This is a genomic window from Streptomyces sp. NBC_00631 (assembly GCF_045206895.1).
GTDB lineage: Bacteria > Actinomycetota > Actinomycetes > Streptomycetales > Streptomycetaceae > Streptomyces.
The window spans coordinates 5,277,521-5,293,197 of the sequence record NZ_CP107734.1 but is presented as its reverse complement, the minus strand read 5'-3'; the positions used below and the strand labels follow the sequence as shown (position 1 = coordinate 5,293,197).

Annotated in this window: 14 protein-coding genes and 1 rRNA gene; 5 read left to right on the top strand and 10 right to left on the bottom strand. The window is 70.3% G+C overall.

Translation table 11 applies throughout. The annotated features are described in order from the left end of the window. Window positions 1–22: 22 nt before the first annotated feature. Window positions 23–139: ribosomal RNA gene (gene rrf, locus OHB00_RS24240) — 5S ribosomal RNA — on the top strand. A gap of 72 nt (window positions 140–211) precedes the next feature. Here the strand turns inward: rrf and OHB00_RS24235 are convergent. Continuing rightward, window positions 212–760, bottom strand: coding sequence for an isochorismatase family protein (locus OHB00_RS24235; protein ID WP_406437516.1), 549 nt, complete (start codon window positions 758–760; stop codon window positions 212–214). Window positions 761–832: 72 nt separating this feature from the next. Between OHB00_RS24235 and OHB00_RS24230 the strand changes: the two genes are divergently transcribed. After that, entirely contained in the window at window positions 833–1,405 is a 573-nt protein-coding gene (locus tag OHB00_RS24230) for a GNAT family N-acetyltransferase (RefSeq protein ID WP_406437514.1), read from the top strand. On the opposite strand, the gene OHB00_RS24225 is transcribed toward OHB00_RS24230, so the two are convergent. The 9 genes from OHB00_RS24225 to OHB00_RS24185 all read right to left on the bottom strand — a co-directional run bounded on the left by OHB00_RS24225 (window position 1,402) and on the right by OHB00_RS24185 (window position 12,894). After that, window positions 1,402–2,925 carry a type VI secretion protein gene (locus tag OHB00_RS24225; protein ID WP_406437512.1) on the bottom strand — a complete coding sequence of 508 codons (1,524 nt, stop codon included), beginning with the start codon at window positions 2,923–2,925 and terminating at the stop codon, window positions 1,402–1,404. The genes OHB00_RS24230 and OHB00_RS24225 overlap by 4 nt on opposite strands. A gap of 12 nt (window positions 2,926–2,937) precedes the next feature. Beyond that, window positions 2,938–4,353, bottom strand: a complete 1,416-nt coding sequence (locus OHB00_RS24220; RefSeq protein WP_406437510.1) for an ATP-binding protein — start codon at window positions 4,351–4,353, stop codon at window positions 2,938–2,940. 14 nt (window positions 4,354–4,367) lie between these two features. Further along, window positions 4,368–5,927, bottom strand: a complete 1,560-nt coding sequence (locus OHB00_RS24215; RefSeq protein WP_406437508.1) for an SCO6880 family protein — start codon at window positions 5,925–5,927, stop codon at window positions 4,368–4,370. Further along, complete coding sequence (locus tag OHB00_RS24210) at window positions 5,924–7,282, bottom strand: hypothetical protein (RefSeq protein ID WP_406437506.1); 1,359 nt, start codon at window positions 7,280–7,282, stop codon at window positions 5,924–5,926. Before OHB00_RS24210 ends, OHB00_RS24215 begins: the two co-directional genes overlap by 4 nt. After that, complete coding sequence (locus tag OHB00_RS24205) at window positions 7,272–8,105, bottom strand: hypothetical protein (protein WP_406437504.1); 834 nt, start codon at window positions 8,103–8,105, stop codon at window positions 7,272–7,274. The genes OHB00_RS24210 and OHB00_RS24205 overlap by 11 nt, the downstream gene beginning before the upstream one ends. Window positions 8,106–8,246: 141 nt before the next feature. Further along, window positions 8,247–8,555 carry a hypothetical protein gene (locus OHB00_RS24200; protein WP_181804900.1) on the bottom strand — a complete coding sequence of 103 codons (309 nt, stop codon included), beginning with the start codon at window positions 8,553–8,555 and terminating at the stop codon, window positions 8,247–8,249. 335 nt (window positions 8,556–8,890) lie between these two features. Then, window positions 8,891–10,198, bottom strand: a complete 1,308-nt coding sequence (locus tag OHB00_RS24195) for a peptidase S8 (protein WP_406437502.1) — start codon at window positions 10,196–10,198, stop codon at window positions 8,891–8,893. Between the two features lie 423 nt (window positions 10,199–10,621). Next, the gene (locus tag OHB00_RS24190; RefSeq protein WP_406437500.1) at window positions 10,622–11,995 is read right to left on the bottom strand and encodes a peptidase S8; all 1,374 of its coding nucleotides are present in this window, start codon (window positions 11,993–11,995) and stop codon (window positions 10,622–10,624) included. Window positions 11,996–12,291: 296 nt separating this feature from the next. Next, window positions 12,292–12,894, bottom strand: a complete 603-nt coding sequence (locus OHB00_RS24185) for a TetR/AcrR family transcriptional regulator (RefSeq protein WP_406437498.1) — start codon at window positions 12,892–12,894, stop codon at window positions 12,292–12,294. Between the two features lie 54 nt (window positions 12,895–12,948). On the opposite strand from OHB00_RS24185, the gene OHB00_RS24180 reads away from it, so the two are divergent. The 3 genes from OHB00_RS24180 to OHB00_RS24170 all read left to right on the top strand — a co-directional run bounded on the left by OHB00_RS24180 (window position 12,949) and on the right by OHB00_RS24170 (window position 15,648). Next, window positions 12,949–13,857: an oxidoreductase gene (locus OHB00_RS24180; protein WP_406437496.1), complete on the top strand. Its 909-nt coding sequence runs from the start codon at window positions 12,949–12,951 to the stop codon at window positions 13,855–13,857. Between the two features lie 114 nt (window positions 13,858–13,971). After that, a complete protein-coding gene (locus OHB00_RS24175; protein WP_406437494.1) occupies window positions 13,972–14,739 on the top strand; it encodes an SDR family oxidoreductase in 768 nt (255 codons plus the stop codon). Between the two features lie 135 nt (window positions 14,740–14,874). After that, window positions 14,875–15,648: a trypsin-like serine peptidase gene (locus tag OHB00_RS24170; protein WP_406437492.1), complete on the top strand. Its 774-nt coding sequence runs from the start codon at window positions 14,875–14,877 to the stop codon at window positions 15,646–15,648. Window positions 15,649–15,677: the final 29 nt, after the last annotated feature.

Below are 15,677 nucleotides of genomic sequence, written 5' to 3'. Positions count from 1 at the left end.
GCGGCTGAGAGTTTCATAGTGTTTCGGTGGTCATAGCGTGAGGGAAACGCCCGGTTACATTCCGAACCCGGAAGCTAAGCCTTACAGCGCCGATGGTACTGCAGGGGGGACCCTGTGGGAGAGTAGGACGCCGCCGAACAAATATTGAGAAAGGCCCACGCCGACACGGCATGGGCCTTTCTGCGTTTTCAGAACGGTGGAGAAGGGCCGCTCAGAAAGTGATGTCCGTGGTCTCGACTGTGCCGCCCTTTCGGCCCGGGGCCTCCTGCCAGCTCCAGTAGAGGTTCGTGTGCGAGACGACCTGTTCCGGAGCCGGCGCGCCGTACGCGGTGAGGTCCTCCGTGGTGTGGGCGTCGGCGACCAGGGTGGCGTCGTAGCCACGGACCATCGCGCCGTGCAGCGTGGAGCGGATGCAGGCGTCGGTCTGGGCGCCGGTGACGACCACGCGGCCCACGCCGTGTTCGGCGAGCACGGACTCCAGCTCGGTCTCCTCGAAGGAGTCTCCGTAGCGCTTGTGGATGAGGGGCTCGGTCGCTTCGCGGATCAGCTCCGGTACGTACCGCCAGGGGGCGCTGTCGGGCTTCAGCTCGTCGCTGGAGTGCTGGATCCAGACGACAGGGACCGCCTCGGAACGGGCCTTGGCGAGCAGGGTGTTGATATTGGCGATGACCTCGTCGCGATTGTGGGAGCCGTCCACCACCCCGTTCTGCACGTCCACGATCAGCAGGGCGGTGTTCGGCCGGTTCGGCAGAGTTGTCATGGCGCCCACCGTAGACGGCGGCACTGACAAAACGGGGTGAGTGCGGTGGCTGCCCCGTACTAGCGTGGCCGCATGAGTGCTACGACCAGCGGTGACTACGTGATCCGGGCGATACGGGCCGACGAGTGGGAGGCCGTCAAGCGGTTGCGGCTCGCCGCTTTGCGGGACCCTTTGGCGGACATCGCGTTCCTGGAGACCTATGACGAGGCCCTGGGACGGCCGGACTCGTTCTACCAGGACCGGGCGGCGGGTTCCGCCGCGGAGCCGAGTGGTGCACGGCAGTTCATCGCGGAGGCGGCGGACGGGGAGTGGGCCGGGACCGTGACCGTGCTGATCGAGGAGGCCGGGACGACGGACTGGGCCGGGTTCCCGGTCGAGCGCCGGCAGGGGCATCTCGTGGGGGTGTTCGTACGGCCCGAGCACCGGGGGAGCGGGCTGGTCAAGGCGTTGTTCGACGCCGGGGTGGAGTGGGCGCGGCAGCGGGGCGCGGAGCGGGTGCGGCTGCTGGTGCACGCGGACAATCCGCGGGCCCAGGGCGCCTACCGCAAGGCGGGGTTCGTGCCGAGCGGGGTGCTCGTGCCGTTCTTCAAGGACGAGGCGGAGACCGAGGTCGAGTTCGTTCTGGAGTGGCCGGAGCGGCCCTAGACCGGCAGTTCCCGGTGCGGCCAGCGGGAGCGGGCCTGTTCGTGGGAGCGGAGCAGGGCGAGGGTCGGCAGGCCCTGGTCGGTGCCGGCGGCCAGGAGGTCGGGGAGCTGGGGGAGCGGGGCCACGGCCGCCACGTCGTCCAGGACCAGGGTCAGTGGTGGGTCGAGCCGACCGGAGGATGACCGTTCGGCCATGCGCCGGCCGTGCTCGACCACGCTGGAGACGAGGGCCGTCAGGAGGGGCATCGCGCCCGGGTTGGTCCTGGGGTCCTCGATGGATTCACCGACCACATAAAGCGTGCCCCCTTCGGCGATGAAGGAATCCAGGACGAGGGCATCGGATCGGTTGGGTGTGCAGGCCTCGCGGATGTTGACCGTGAAGAGGGCGGCGAGCGCCCGTGCCGTCAACTCCTGTGCGATGTCCCGGCGTTCGGGGTGGGAGGTGAGAGCGGCTTCCAGCTCGCCGGCGGCGCCTGGGGCGGCCTTCGGGTGGGTGCGGAGGGTTCGTACGGCGTCCTGGACGCCGATGCCCTGTGCCCAGCGGTGGACGTGGCGGACCGTGCGGTTCTCCAGCGCGGCGGCGTGCAGATAGCTGCGCAGGAGGGTCTCCGCCGTGTCCGTGACCGCCTGGTCGATCTTCGCGGTGGGCTTGACCGGGGTGAGGAGGGCCTGGGCGCGCAGGATCGCGGTGTGCCTGTCCTCGCAGTGGGCGGTGGGGGACCAGTGGAAGCGGTCGGGGGTGTCGCAGAGGTGGTTCGGGTCGTAGAGGAGGGCGGGGCCGAGTTTGGCTCTGGCGTCCTTCGTCTCCGACCAGAGGGTGGCGTTCGAGGTGACGACGAGGGCGGGTCCGAGCGCGTCCTGGACCGCCTGGATCGCGGTGGCCTGCCGGGCTTCCCGCGGTGCGAGGTGGATCCTGCTCCAGAGGCGGGTGTCCTGCGAGGTCTGTCCCACAAGAGTGGGCGCTACGACCGGGGGTTCAACGACCGGGGGTTCCACGACGGGTTGTCCGACGACGGCCGTCGGGATCGTCGGCACCATCGGGCGAACCGTCTCCTGGACCGTGTTCGGCTCGAAGCGTGGCTCCGGCACCGCGGCCGCCCGTCTGTGCTCTGCCGTCCCCGCCGTCCCCGCCGTCCCCGCCGTCTGCGCCCGTCTTCTCCGCCGCCCGGCCCGCCAGCGGGCCACCGTCCCCAGCACGAAGACGGTGAGGACGACCAGGAACATCAGCTGGCCGATGAACAGGCCCCAGAACAGCCCCCAGCCCGCCAGCTGACCCGCCGGTGTGTCCGGCCAGGCGCCCGTGATGTCGTGCGGGGCGCCGATGAGATGGCGCATCGCGAGCGGGGTGTGGGAGAGGCTGACCGTCGACGGCCAGCTGCCGCGGGCGAACCAGGCCGCCAGACCCGTCGCCGTCCACACCAGGAACGTGATGCCGAGCAGGAACCCGAGTATGCCGATCAGCAGGCCGTCGGGAATCCCGCCGCCCTGCTGTTCGCGCTCCTGCCGAGGGTCCGGTCTCACGAACGGTCCTCCCTACGCCACCGTCGATTCGGAGTCGCCGAGGTGCTGCTCCACGAAGGCCGCCGCCCGTTGCTCCGCCTCCAGTTCGGCGGCGACCAGGGCGTCGTCCGCGGTCTGGAGGTCGCTGGACGACTCGGTCATCGCGCGGTCCGTGAAGACGAGAGGGCGTTCCGTCTCGGTGACCAGGTGTTTGACCACCTGGACGTTGCCGTTGACGTCCCAGACGGCGATGCCGGGGGTGAGGGTCGGGATGATCTCGACCGCCCAGCGGGGCAGGCCGAGCACCCGGCCGGTGGCCCGGGCCTCGTCCGCCTTCTGGGCGTAGACGGTCCGGGTCGACGCCATCTTCAGGATCGCCGCCGCCTCCTTCGCCGCCGCGCCGTCCACGACGTCGGAGAGGTGGTGCACCACGGCCACGAACGACAGGCCGAGCCGTCGGCCGAACTTCAGCAGCCGCTGGAACAGCTGGGCCACGAACGGGCTGGCGATGATGTGCCAGGCCTCTTCCACCAGGAAGATGCGCTTCTTGCGGTCGGGGCGGATCCAGGTGTGCTCCAGCCACACGCCGACGATCGCCATCAGGATCGGCATGGCGATGGAGTTGCGGTCGATGTGGGAGAGGTCGAAGACGATGAGCGGGGCGTCGAGGTCGATGCCGACCGTGGTCGGGCCGTCGAACATGCCGCGCAGGTCACCGTCGACGAGGCGGTCCAGGACCAGGGCGACGTCCAGGCCCCAGGCCCGTACGTCGTCTATGGCGACGTTCATCGCCTCGGCGGACTCCGGTTCGGGGTGCCGTAGCTGCTCGACGATGTCCGTCAGGACGGGTTGGCGGTCGAGGATCGTCTCGTTGACGTAGGAGTGGGCGACCTTGAGCGCGAAGCCGGAGCGTTCGTCGAGGCCGTGGCCCATCGCGACCTCGATGATGGTGCGCAGAAGTGCCAGCTGGCCGGTGGTGGTGATGGCCGGGTCCAGCGGGTTGAGGCGGATGCCGTGGTCCAGGGCCGCCATCGGGTCGAGCCGGATCGGCGTTATCCCCAGCTCTTCCGCGATGAGGTTCCACTCGCCGACGCCGTCCTCGCCCTGGGCGTCCAGGACGACGACCTGGCGGTCGCGGAAGCGCAGTTGGCGCAGGACGTAGGTCTTCTCCAGGGCCGACTTGCCGTTGCCTGACTCGCCGAGGACGAGCCAGTGCGGGGCGGGGAGCTGTTGGCCGTAGAGCTGGAAGGGGTCGTAGATGTAGCCCTTGCCGGAGTACACCTCGCGGCCGATGATCACGCCCGAGTCGCCCAGGCCGGGGGCGGCCGTGGGGAGGTAGACCGCCTGGGCCTGGCCGGTGGAGGTGCGGACCGGGGAGCGGGTCGTCTCGACCTTCCCGAAGAGGAAGGACGTGAAGGCTTCGGTGAGGACGGACAGCGGGTCCCTCATCAGCGCATCAGCCTCTACCTTCGGATTCCGGTGGCGAAGGGAAGTGTGTTCACGAAGGCGCGGTGGTGCTCGCGGTCGCACCACTCCAGCTTCAGGTACGACTTTCCGGCGGACGCCCTTATCGTGCGCTTGTCGCGGTTGAGGGCCTCCGGGGTACGGGAGGAGACGGTGATGTAGCCGACCAGGTTGACGCCGGCCGCGCCGCTGGCCAGGTCCTCGCCGCGCTGGTCGAGGCGGGTGTGGGCGGCGATGTCGCGAGGGTCGACGGTCCGGTTCATCTTGGCGGCGCGGGACGCCTCCGCCTCGTCGTTGGTCTTCTCCGTGAGCATGCGCTCGATGGCGACCTCGGTGGGTTCGAGGTCCATGGTGACCGCCACCGTGCGGATGACGTCCGGGGTGTGGACCAGCAGCGGGGCCAGGAAGTTGACGCCGACCGGGGTCATCGGCCACTCCTTCACCCAGGCCGTGGCGTGGCACCAGGGCGCGCGGGTGGAGGACTCGCGGGTCTTCGCCTGGAGGTACGTCGGCTCCATGGCGTCCAGTTCGGCCGGCCAGGCGTTGCGCTGGGTCATCGCCTGGATGTGGTCGATGGGGTGGTCCGGGTCGTACATGGAGTGGATGAGGGAGGCGAGGCGGCCCTGGCCGAGGGGCTGGCGGACGCGGATGTCCGCCTCCTGGAGGCGGGAGCAGATGTCGGTGAGCTCGCGGGCCATGACGACCGCGAGACCGGCGTCGCGGTCCAGTTTGCGACCGGCCTGGGGGCGGGCCGCGCGGGCCATCACCTGGGCCTCGGCGGCCAGTTCGCGGGAGTAGTGCATGCACGCGACGAGGTAGGCGCGGTGCTGCTCGCTGCTGGTGGAGACCATGGACTGGAGCTGGTCGTAGGAGTGGGACAGCCAGTCTGGGGCCTTGTCGTCGCCGCGCTGGGCGACGTCCTTGGCGTGGGCGTCGGGGTCCGCGGGGAGGGTGCGGGCGAGCATCTGGAGGCGGGTGACGAAACCGTCGCCGTTGGCCACGTGCTTGAGGAGGGTGCCGAAGCGGTCGACGAGGGCTTCCTGGTCCTCGGAGTCGCGCAGGCCGACGCCGGGGCCTTCGATCTCGATGGCCGCTGTCACCGTCTTGCGGTCCGCGTGCAGGAGCACGGCGATCTCGTCGGGGCCGAAGGGTGCGGCGAGCCAGGTGATGCGGCCGATGCCGGGCGGGGGGCCGACCTCGACCTCGCGGCCGTCGAGGCGGGTGCCGGCCTCGGCCGCGGTGGAGCGGTAGGCGGTGCCGTTGCGCAGGTTCCGCTTGTAACTGCGGTTGATCTCGAACCACTTGTAGAACGTGCGGCGTTTGTACGGCACGTAGACCGCGGCCAGTGCGATCAGCGGGAAGCCCATGAGCAGCACGATCCTGAGGGAGAGGACCGGGACGAGGAGCCCGCACATCATGCCGAGGAACGCGCCCACGATGATGAGCGCGATCTCGCCGGACTCACGGTTCCTGCCGATGATCGCGTTCGGCCGGGCACGGCCGATGAGATACGTACGGCGGGGCGTGATCGGATGGGACAGGTGGGACTCTGTCGTCAACGCCCTTCACCTCCCGAGCTGTTGTTGCGGGTGTTGCTGGCGTGCGGGGTGTTCGCCGGACTGGGCGCGCGGGGTGCGGGTGCGGCGGAGGGGACAGTTCCGCCGCCACCACCGTTCGAGGTGCGCGTGCTGTGCGCGGCGACGCCGCCCGAGACGGGGTTGGACGGGCGGGCACCGGAGGAGCCGGAACCGCCGCCGCCCCCGCCGCCGTTGTTGTCGGCGCGGGCGCTGTGGGTTCTGATGCCCTGGGCGACGAGGTTGGCGGGGCTGCTGATGACGGCGGCGGCCTTGCCTTCGGCGCCCTGCATGATGCGGTTGCTGCGGCCGGCCGCGATCTCGTCGCCGAAGCCCGGGACGAAGCGGTAGATCATCGCGCTGGCGAAGATGGCGAGCAGGATGATGGCGAGGCCGGAGACGACGGCGGAGAAGGAGTCGGGGCCGCCGTCGGAGGACAGGGCGCCGGCGAGGCCGAGCACTATCACGATGACCGGTTTGACGAGGATGACGGCGATCATGATGCCGGCCCAGCGGCGGACGTGGCCCCAGAGGTTCTTGTCGACGAGGCCGGCGTAGACGACGGTGCCGAGGAGGGCGCCGACGTAGAGCAGGGCGGCCCTGATGACGAGCTCCAGCCAGAGGACGCCGGCGGCGAGGATGCTGACCAGGGAGACGACGATCAGCATGATGGGGCCGCCGCCGATGTCGCTGCCCTTGCTGAGGGCGCCGGAGAAGGTGCCGAAGAACGTGTCGGTCTGGTTGCCGGTGGTCTTGGCGAGGACGTCGGTGACGCCGTCGGTGGCCGAGACCACCGTGTAGAGGATCAGCGGGGTGAAGGCGGAGGCCAGGACGGTGAGCCAGAGGAACCCGATGGCCTCGGAGATGGCGGTGGTCAGGGGGACCCCGCGCACCGCCCGCTTGGCCACGGCCAGCAGCCACAGAAGGAGGGTGAGGATCGTCGACGCGGCGAAGACCACGGCGTACTGCTGGAGGAACTTCTCGTTCGTGAAGTCGACGTTGGCGGTCTCCTTGACGGCGCCGCTGAGCTTGTCGATGGTCCACGAGGCGGCTTTGGCACAGCCCTGGCCGAGGGAGGTGAGGGGGTCGAGGGTGGAGGTGAGGGGGTCGGTGGTGGAGCCGCCGCCGCTGCTGCCGCCGGAGCCGCTCTCGCAGAGCTGCAGGGAGGGGCCGGTCATGCCCGCGCAGTTGTTGCTGCTCGCCGTGGCGGACGGGCTCGCGGAGGGGGAGGCGCTCGGCGACGGGTCGGCGAAGGCGCGGGTGGCCAGGAGGACGGCGGAGGCCTGCACGGAGGCCACCAGGCCGGTCAGCTTGAGCACGTGGTGCTGGCTAGCGGGCATAGGTGAACCCTCCGAATTCCTGGACCGCCTTGCTGATCTCGTCGGACCCGGACACGGGATTGTCCCCGTTGACCGGGGTGGGGCCGGTCTTCTGGCTGGATTCCAGGACCTTCCAGTCGCCCTCGCTCCAGCTCAGCTTCATGGTGACGGTGAACCAGTTGCTGGTGACGGGGTTGGTGGAGGTCTGGCTCGCCATGCCGAACAGGCCGTTGCACCAGACCTCGACGGTGGCGGCGCTGTCGCTGTACGACGTGACCGTGGTGCCGGCCGGCAGGGTGCGGCTGACGAAGGTGCTGCCCTTGGGGGCCGTACCGTCGGCGTTGAGGCCGGCCTTCTTCAGGAAGTCGGCCGAGTAGTCGGTGTCGAAGCCCGACTGCATGCTGTTCATGACGCTGGAGTCGGCGACGGTCTGCACGATCGCGTGCCGGGTGGCCGTGGTGAACATGCCGTCGGAGCCCAGCGCCGTCGCGTAGTTGGCGGCCGCGCTCTGCGCTCCCTGCTCGCTGTGTGCGAAGCCCGTCGGGATGCCCTGGCTCTTGGTCTCCACCGGCTTCGTTCCGCTGGCCGCGGTCGAGGACGTCACCGGCCGGCTGCCGTTCGTGGTGCTGCCGGTGTCGGTGTCGTTCGAGGAGCCGTCGTTGCCGCCTCTGTTCGCGAAGGCGATCGCTGCGATCAGGAGGACGACCACGCTGACGACCGTGACCAGGCTCCGGGAGGAGGACCGGCCGCCGCGGCGGGCGGCGCCGCCGTACGGGTCGCCCTCGGGCAGGCGGGTGCGGGTGTGGCCGGTCTCCGGGTAGCCGGGCTCGTCTCCGATGCTCATGCCGGGTGCTCCCCCTCCACGTCGTACCAGAACGCGTAGCAGTACGACGGTAGCCGTGCTGGTTCCCGCGCGGGCGCGGTGTGGTGACTCGACATCAGGGAAACGCAACCTCGGAGCGGGGGAAAGGGAGGTGCAAGTCGGCTAGACGGCCATGCCGTACACGATGGTGAACAGGGTGCCGAGTGAGCCGATGATGAAGACTCCGGTCAGGCCGGCGATGATGAGGCCCTTGCCTTGTTCGGCGCTGAAGGTGTCGCGGAGGGCGGTGGCGCCGATGCGCTGTTTGGCGGCGCCCCAGACGGCGATGCCGAGGCAGATGAGGATGGCGACGGCCATGACCACCTGGATCATCGTCTTCGCCTCGTTGCCCAGGCTGCCGAAAGGCCCCCAGTCCGGAGCGATTCCGCCGATGATGGTGTTGATGTCTCCCTTGTCGGCCGCAAGGAACATGTAAGTCACCGCCCCTGGTGGGTAGTTCTGTCCGCCTCTGCCGAGTGCAGAGGTCACGCATCATTGTCGCCGACAACGTCGCCGGAGTATGTCGACTTGACGTCATTGATTGGCGGGTTTCGTACGAAGGTATCGTACGGTCACTCTGTGTATCACGGCAGGTCACGCCGGGCAATGAGGACTGGGCGGAACCTGTGGTGTGGTTCCGTCGTTGACCCTCTTCACGGCCTGGCGGGGGTTTTGACGGCCAGTCGGGTGAATAGCCACCGTCCCGATGTTCTCATGACGAACGGGCCGCGGCTGGTTGCCGCGACCCGTGAGAGGCAGGAGCCGGACTAGTTGGCGAAGGCGCTGATGCCCTCGGGGGTGCCCCAGCCGGTCGGGCCGTCGTAGCCGGTGGTGGCGGTGCAGTAGTACGAGACGGAGCAGGTGCCGTTGTTGCCGCTCGTCACGTCGTTGAGGGACGAGGTGCCCGCGTAGTCGTACGGGTACTGGGCGGGGTAGGTGCCGCTGGCCGGGGTGCCGGCGAGCGCGTAGACGCCGGCGATGATCGGCGCGGAGACGCTGGTGCCGCCGAAGGTGTACCAGCCGGCGGTGACGCCGTAGGAGTCGTAGACGGAGACGCCGGTGGCCGGGTCGGCGACCGCGGAGACGTCGGAGATCATGCGCTTGGTGCAGCTGGTGTCGGTCTGCCAGCTGGGCTTGGCGTCGTAGGAGGAGCAGCCGGAGCCGGTGCCCTCGGTGCTGGACGTCTTCCAGACGGTCTCGGTCCAGCCGCGGGTGGTGGAGGACGTGGACAGCTTCGTGCCGCCGACCGAGGTCACGTACCGGGAGGCGGCCGGGTACTCGGCGCCGTAAGCGCTGTCACCGGCGGAGACGGTGATGGCGACACCGGTGTGGTTGAAGTACGAGGAGTCGTACGAGGTGTCGGAGGAGGACTCGCTGCCGCCGTAGCTGTTGGACACGAACTTGGCGCCCAGGGTGACGGCCTCGTTCACCGCGGTGCCCAGGTTGGCCATGGTGGCGCTGGTGGCCTCGACCAGCAGGATCTTGCAGTTGGGGCAGATCGCGGAGGCCATGTCGAGGTCGAGGGAGATCTCCTCGGACCAGCCCGCGTCGCTGCTGGGCAGCGAGGTGGTGGAGCCGGTCTGGCTGACCTTCTTGAAGCAGCCGTTGGCCGTGGTGCAGGCGGAGAGGCCGTAGTACGAGCGGTAGGTCGCGAGGTCGGTCTCGGCGTTCGGGTCGTTGTACGCGTCGACGATCGCGATGGTCTCGCCCGAGCCGTTGGAGGCGGCGGCGGAGGTCAGGCCGTAGGCCGACCGGAGGTTGGTCGGGCTGTAGCCGGAGGGGGTGGAGGCGTCGGCGGCCTTGGGGGTGATGCCGGTCTTCGCGGCCTGCTGCTTCTGGTAGGCGGTGAGGCCGCCGGTGACGCGGTAGGAGTTGCAGGCGAGTTCACCCGTGTGCTTGGGCGTGGCACAGGGGGTCGCGGTGTAGGTCACCTTCGAGGACGCGGAAGGTGCCGCGTCGGCCTGGACGGCGGTGCCGAAGCCGGCGAGGACCAGTGCGGCCGTGGCCGCTGCGGCGGCGCCGATGCGGCGCCAGCTGCCGCGGGTGGACGGTCTGTTGGGGGGAGTGGAACGCATGCGTGCAGCCTCCTGAGTTCCGGTACTGGGGTTGGAACAGGGGCGGTGCGGGTGCGATCTGGTGCGTTCGCCGTCGGTACGGGTTCCCCGGCGGCGGGGCGGCGGCCCGCGAAGAGAATCCATTGTTGAGTACGCGACAACAAGAGGCTGCTGGAATCCTGACTTCCGCTTTGCCGAACGGGGCCTTCGCCTGACCTTTCGATGGCCGCCCGTTGTCTTGCGAGTGACGGGTGCTTGACTCAACTCACAGGCAACGCACGGGAGTTGCAAAGGGCGTACAAGCGGGGTCGTCGGGGGAACGAAAAACGGGCCACGGCCGGCTGCCGTGGCCCGTCTCTCTTTCCCTGCCGCCGAGGGGACCCCACGTCCCCCTCACGGTGGCGGCTCCCCGTGACCCGACGGGGAGGTCATTCTGCGAAGGGCTCAGCCGGTGAAGGCGTCGGTCCCCTCGGGGGTGCCCCAGCCGGTCGGGCCGTCGTAGCCCGACTTGGCGGTGCAGAAGTACGAGGTCGAGCAGGTGCCGTTGTTGCCGCTCGTCACGTCGTTGAGGGCGGAGGTGCCGGCCGCGGCGTACGGGTACTCGGCCGGGTAGTCGCTGCTGCCCGGGGTGCCGGCCAGGGCGTAGACCGAGGCGATGAGCGGCGACGAGGCGCTGGTGCCGCCGTAGGTGTTCCAGCCGGTGCCGTCGTCGCCGTAGGAGTCGTAGACGGAGACGCCGGTGGCCGGGTCGGCGACCGCGGAGACGTCGGCGATCATGCGCTTGGAGCAGCTGGCGTCCGTCTGCCAGCTGGGCTTGGCGTCGTAGGCGGAGCAGCCGGAGCCGGTGCCCTCGGTGCTCGACGTCTTCCACACCGACTCGGTCCAGCCGCGGCTGTTGGAGGCGGTCTTCAGGGCGGTGCCGCCGACGGCGGTCACGTACCGGGAGGCGGCCGGGTACTCGGCGCCGTAGCCCTCGTCACCGGCGCTCGCGGTGATGGCCACGCCCGCGTGCTTGTAGTACGAGCTGTCGTACGTGGTGTCCGAGGACGACTCGGAGCCGCCGTAGCTGTTGGACACGAACTTGGCGCCCAGCTTGACGGCCTCGTTCACCGCGGTGCCCAGGTTGGCGTCGGAGGCGGACTTGGCCTCGACGAGCAGGATGTTGCAGTTCGGGCAGGTCGCGCTGACCATGTCGAGGTCGAGGGACTCCTCACCGGCCCAGCCGCTGTCGGCGGAGGGCAGCGAGGTGGTGGAGCCGGTCTGGGAGACCTTGGTGAAGCAGCCGTTGTCGGTGGTGCAGTCCGACAGGCCGTAGTACGACCGGTAGGTCGCGAGGTCCTCTTCGGCGTTCGGGTCGTCGTAGGCGTCGACGATGGCGACGGTCTCGCCCGAGCCGTTGGAGGCGGCGGCGTCCGTCAGGCCGTAGGCCGACTGGATGTCCGAGGGACCGTATCCGGTGGGGGAGTCGGAGGCGGCGTTCGGCTTGACGGTCTTCGGCGTGATGCCCTTGAGGGCGGCCTGCTTCTCCATGAAGGCGGTGGTGCCGCCGGTGACCCGGAGGGCGTTGCAGGCGGCGTAGCCCTTCTTCGGGGTGGCGCCGCAGCCGGCCTTCTCGTACTGGACGTGGGCCTTGGCGACCTGGGCGGCGATGGCCTTGGCGCTGACCTTGTGGGTCGTGGTGGCGGTCGCGGTGGCCGCGCTGGCGTGGGCCGCGGTGCCGAAGCCGGCCACGAGGAGCGCGGCGGTGGCGGCGGCTGCCGAACCGAGCTGGCGCCATCTACCGCGTATGTGGGGGGAGTTGGGGGTGGTCGTACGCAAGGTACTGCCTCCTGGGAGAGGTTGGGACAGAGGCCTGCGGGTGGGGGACCACCGGTGTGGTTGCCGGTGGGGGCGGCGGCCCGCGACGAACCATTCCCTTGTTGAGTACGCGACAACAAGGTGGGTTTCGGAATCCTGACTTCCGCGTTACTGAAGGGCGGGAAGGGCTTACTGATCATTGGGGGCTGGATGGCCGGAAGTTGGGGTCCGGTTGACCTGAACCCCGGTACGGGCGGGACTCAATGCGCGTTGATCGGGGCGTACCGAGCCCTCGCCGGGCCACAACGGGCCCTGGATCAGCGGGGCTTGAGGCCGTGCAGCAGAAGGTGGATGTGCCGGTCGAGGCCGGCCAGGACCGCGTCCGGCCGGAGGGTGCCGTTGGTGGCCAGTACGGCCAGGCCGTGGATGCCGGCCGCGGCCGCGAGCATGACGGTCTCCGGGTCGCCCTCGACGATCTCGCCGCGCCGCTGGGCATCGGCGACCAGCTGGACGAAGTAGCCCATGGAGTGTTCCGCGGCGGCGGCCAGTTCGGTGTCGATGTCCGGGTCGTGCTTGCGGGAGTACATCAGCTCCAGCAGCTCGGGGTGGTCGACGGCGAAGGTGACGTAGGCGCGGGCGAGTGCGGTGATGCGCGGTTCCAGGGGGTTGTCCGGGAGCTCCGCCGAGTCCAGGGCCTGGTTCAGGCGCTCGAACCCGCTGCGGGCGAGCGCGTCCAGCAGGGCCTGCTTGTCCTTGAAGTGCCGGCCGGGGGCGGCATGGCTCACCCCGATGTCGCGGGCCAGTTCGCGCAGGGACAGGGCGGCGCTGCCCCGCTCCCGCAGGGTGCGCTCGGCGCTGGCGAGCAGGGCGGCGCGCAGGTCTCCGTGGTGGTAGGGGCGGCTTGCGGACATGGGGACCATCGTAACCCGATGTTGCCGTTGACATCATTGTTGTCGACGCCTACATTGGCGGGCATGGCTGAGAAGAATGACAAATGGAACGCTTCCGACCTCCCCGGTCTCTCCGGTCGCACGGCCGTGGTCACCGGCGCCAACAGCGGCCTCGGCTTCACGGCCGCGGACGCGCTGGCCCGGGCGGGTGCGCATGTGGTGTTCGCGGTACGGGACCCGGAGCGCGGGCGGGCGGCCGCGGCGAGGGTGACCGGCAGCACCGAGGTCCGCCGCCTGGACCTGGCCGACCTGTCCTCGGTACGGGAGTTCGCCGCGGGCTGGGACCGGCCGCTGGACCTCCTGATCAACAACGCGGGCGTGATGATGCTCCCGGAGCTGCGCACCAAGGACGGCTTCGAGATGCAGTTCGGCACCAACCACCTGGGCCACTTCGCGCTGACGAACCTGCTGCTGCCCCATGTCACGGACCGCGTGGTGACGGTCTCCTCGAGCCTCCACCGGGGCGGCGACGGAGCGATCCACTTCGACGACGTGAACCTGAAGGGCAACTACAACCCGACCCGCGCCTACGCCCAGTCCAAGCTGGCGAACCTGTTGTTCGTGCTGGAACTCCAGCGCCGGCTGACGGAGGCAGGCTCCCGGGTCCGCGCCCTCGCCGCCCACCCCGGCTACGCGGCCACCAACCTGCAGAGTCACACCGCCAACCCGCTGGCCCGCCTGGGCATGCGGCTCGGCAACCGCCTCGTCGCCCAGGACGACCGCGCCGGCACCCTCCCCACCCTGTTCGCGGCGACCCAGGACCTGCCGGGCGCGAGCTACGTCGGCCCCGACGGCCTGGGCGAGATGCGGGGCGCGCCGACCCTGGTCGGCCGCAGCGCGGCCGCGAGCGACCCGGCGGCGGCCCGCAGGCTGTGGACGCTGTCGGAGGAGATGACGGGGGTGCGCTGGCCGCTCGGCGTCGAGACCGCGTGAGCGGCGGGGCGGCCGGGTGACCGCCCAGTCACCGGACGCCCGGCAGACCCGTCGAGGCGCCCGGATACGGTGAGCGGAAACGACGGACACGACGGCTCTCCGGGAGGTGGCCGGATGAGCGGCGGCGCCGTGGACTTCACGCTCGACGGGCGAACGGCCCTGGTGACCGGCTCCGTGCGGGGGCTGGGCCTGGAGATGGCGCGGGGACTGGCGGGCGCCGGTGCGCGGGTCGTCCTCAACGGCCGGGACGCGGTGGCGCTGGCTCAGGTGGTCTCCCGGCTGCGGGAGGACGACGGCCTGGACGTGACGGGCGCCGCCTTCGACGTCACCGACCGCGAGGGAGCCGAGGAGGCGGTGACCGCCCTCGGCGCGATCGACATCCTTGTCAACAACGTGGGCCACCGGGACCGCAGGGGCGTCGAGGAGATGACCCCGGACGAGCTGTCCGCGCTGCTCGACGTCCACCTGACATCGGCGTACGCGCTCAGCCAGACGGTCGCCCGGGGGCTGGCCGCGCGGTCCACCGCGGGCCGCATCATCAACGTCTCGTCCGTCGTCGGCCAGCTCGGCCGTATCGGGGACGTCGCCTACGCCACGGCGAAGGCGGGCCTCGACGGCCTGACCCGGGCGCTCGCCGCCGACCTGGGCCCGAGCGGCACCACCGTGAACTCGGTGGCCCCGGGCACCTTCGCCACGGACGTCAACGCGGAGCTCGCCGAGGACCCGGAGTGGGGCCGATGGCTGCGCACCCGCACGGCACTGGGCCGCTGGGGCCGCCCGGCCGAGATCGCCGGCATCGTCGTCTTCCTGGCGGGCGACGCCGCGTCCTTCATCACCGGCCAGACGATCGCGGTGGACGGCGGGATGACGACGACGTTCTGAGCGCCGGGGCGCCCGACGGGATCCCGCTCCACGGCGAGGCAGCGGCGAGGCCGGTCGGCCGCAAGGGCGGTTCCCAGAAAAATCTCAGTGAAGTCGGGAACCGTTTCTCACCTTCGTAGGAGACAGTGGGCGCTGATGAAGCGCACCTCACGCATCTCCGTCACCTCGCGACGCGTCGCGCTCTGCGCCCTGCTCGTGCTGACCGCCACGTCGGCCTCCGTCGCGGCCGCCGACGAGGCCGCGGGGCCGTTCGGGGTGACCGCGGTGGTCGGGGACACCACGGAGAGCGCCCGGGTCGGGGCGCTGTTCGGCGCCGACAAGGCCGGGAGCCTGTCCGGCAACCACTTCTGCACCGCCTCCGTCGTCCACAGCCCGCAGCGGGACCTGATCATCACCGCGGCGCACTGCATCGACGGGGAGGGCGACGCCACCGGGCTCGTGTTCGTGCCGGGGTACCGGGACGGGCAGGCACCCTACGGAGTGTGGAAGGTGGGGAAGCGGTACCTGCCCGACGGGTGGTCCCACGGGCAGGACGAGGACAGTGACATCGCCTTCGCCGTCGTGGACGAGCTGGGCGGCAAGCGGGTCGAGGACGTGACCGGCAGCAATCGGTTCGCCGCCGGGGTGGCCACCGGCGCCACCGCCGTCACCGTCACCGGGTACCCCGACTCCCGTGAGGTGCCGGTCAGCTGCACCAACAAGCCCGTCGCCCACAGCGCCACCCAACAGCGCATCGACTGCCCCGAGTTCACGGGCGGCACGAGTGGGAGTCCGTGGGTGAACGGGGACCACGAGGTGGTCGGGGTGCTGGGCGGGCACGAGCAGGGCGGGTCGACCCCCGACGTCTCGTACAGCGTGGTGCTCGGCCGGGAGGCCGCCGAGCTGTACAAGGACGCCACCGGCGGCTGAGAAGGCCGCGCTGAGGGGGCGTCATGTGC

Excerpts from the sequence above, each read along its gene's own strand:
- OHB00_RS24235 (WP_406437516.1), bottom strand. The coding sequence starts at position 760 with ATGACAACTCTGCCGAACCGGCCGAACACCGCCCTGCTGATCGTGGAC.
- OHB00_RS24230 (WP_406437514.1), top strand. The coding sequence starts at position 833 with ATGAGTGCTACGACCAGCGGTGACTACGTGATCCGGGCGATACGGGCC.
- OHB00_RS24220 (WP_406437510.1), bottom strand. The coding sequence starts at position 4,353 with ATGAGGGACCCGCTGTCCGTCCTCACCGAAGCCTTCACGTCCTTCCTC.
- OHB00_RS24210 (WP_406437506.1), bottom strand. The coding sequence starts at position 7,282 with ATGCCCGCTAGCCAGCACCACGTGCTCAAGCTGACCGGCCTGGTGGCC.
- OHB00_RS24205 (WP_406437504.1), bottom strand. The coding sequence starts at position 8,105 with ATGAGCATCGGAGACGAGCCCGGCTACCCGGAGACCGGCCACACCCGC.
- OHB00_RS24200 (WP_181804900.1), bottom strand. The coding sequence starts at position 8,555 with ATGTTCCTTGCGGCCGACAAGGGAGACATCAACACCATCATCGGCGGA.
- OHB00_RS24195 (WP_406437502.1), bottom strand. The coding sequence starts at position 10,198 with ATGCGTTCCACTCCCCCCAACAGACCGTCCACCCGCGGCAGCTGGCGC.
- OHB00_RS24185 (WP_406437498.1), bottom strand. The coding sequence starts at position 12,894 with ATGGTCCCCATGTCCGCAAGCCGCCCCTACCACCACGGAGACCTGCGC.
- OHB00_RS24180 (WP_406437496.1), top strand. The coding sequence starts at position 12,949 with ATGGCTGAGAAGAATGACAAATGGAACGCTTCCGACCTCCCCGGTCTC.
- OHB00_RS24175 (WP_406437494.1), top strand. The coding sequence starts at position 13,972 with ATGAGCGGCGGCGCCGTGGACTTCACGCTCGACGGGCGAACGGCCCTG.
- OHB00_RS24170 (WP_406437492.1), top strand. The coding sequence starts at position 14,875 with ATGAAGCGCACCTCACGCATCTCCGTCACCTCGCGACGCGTCGCGCTC.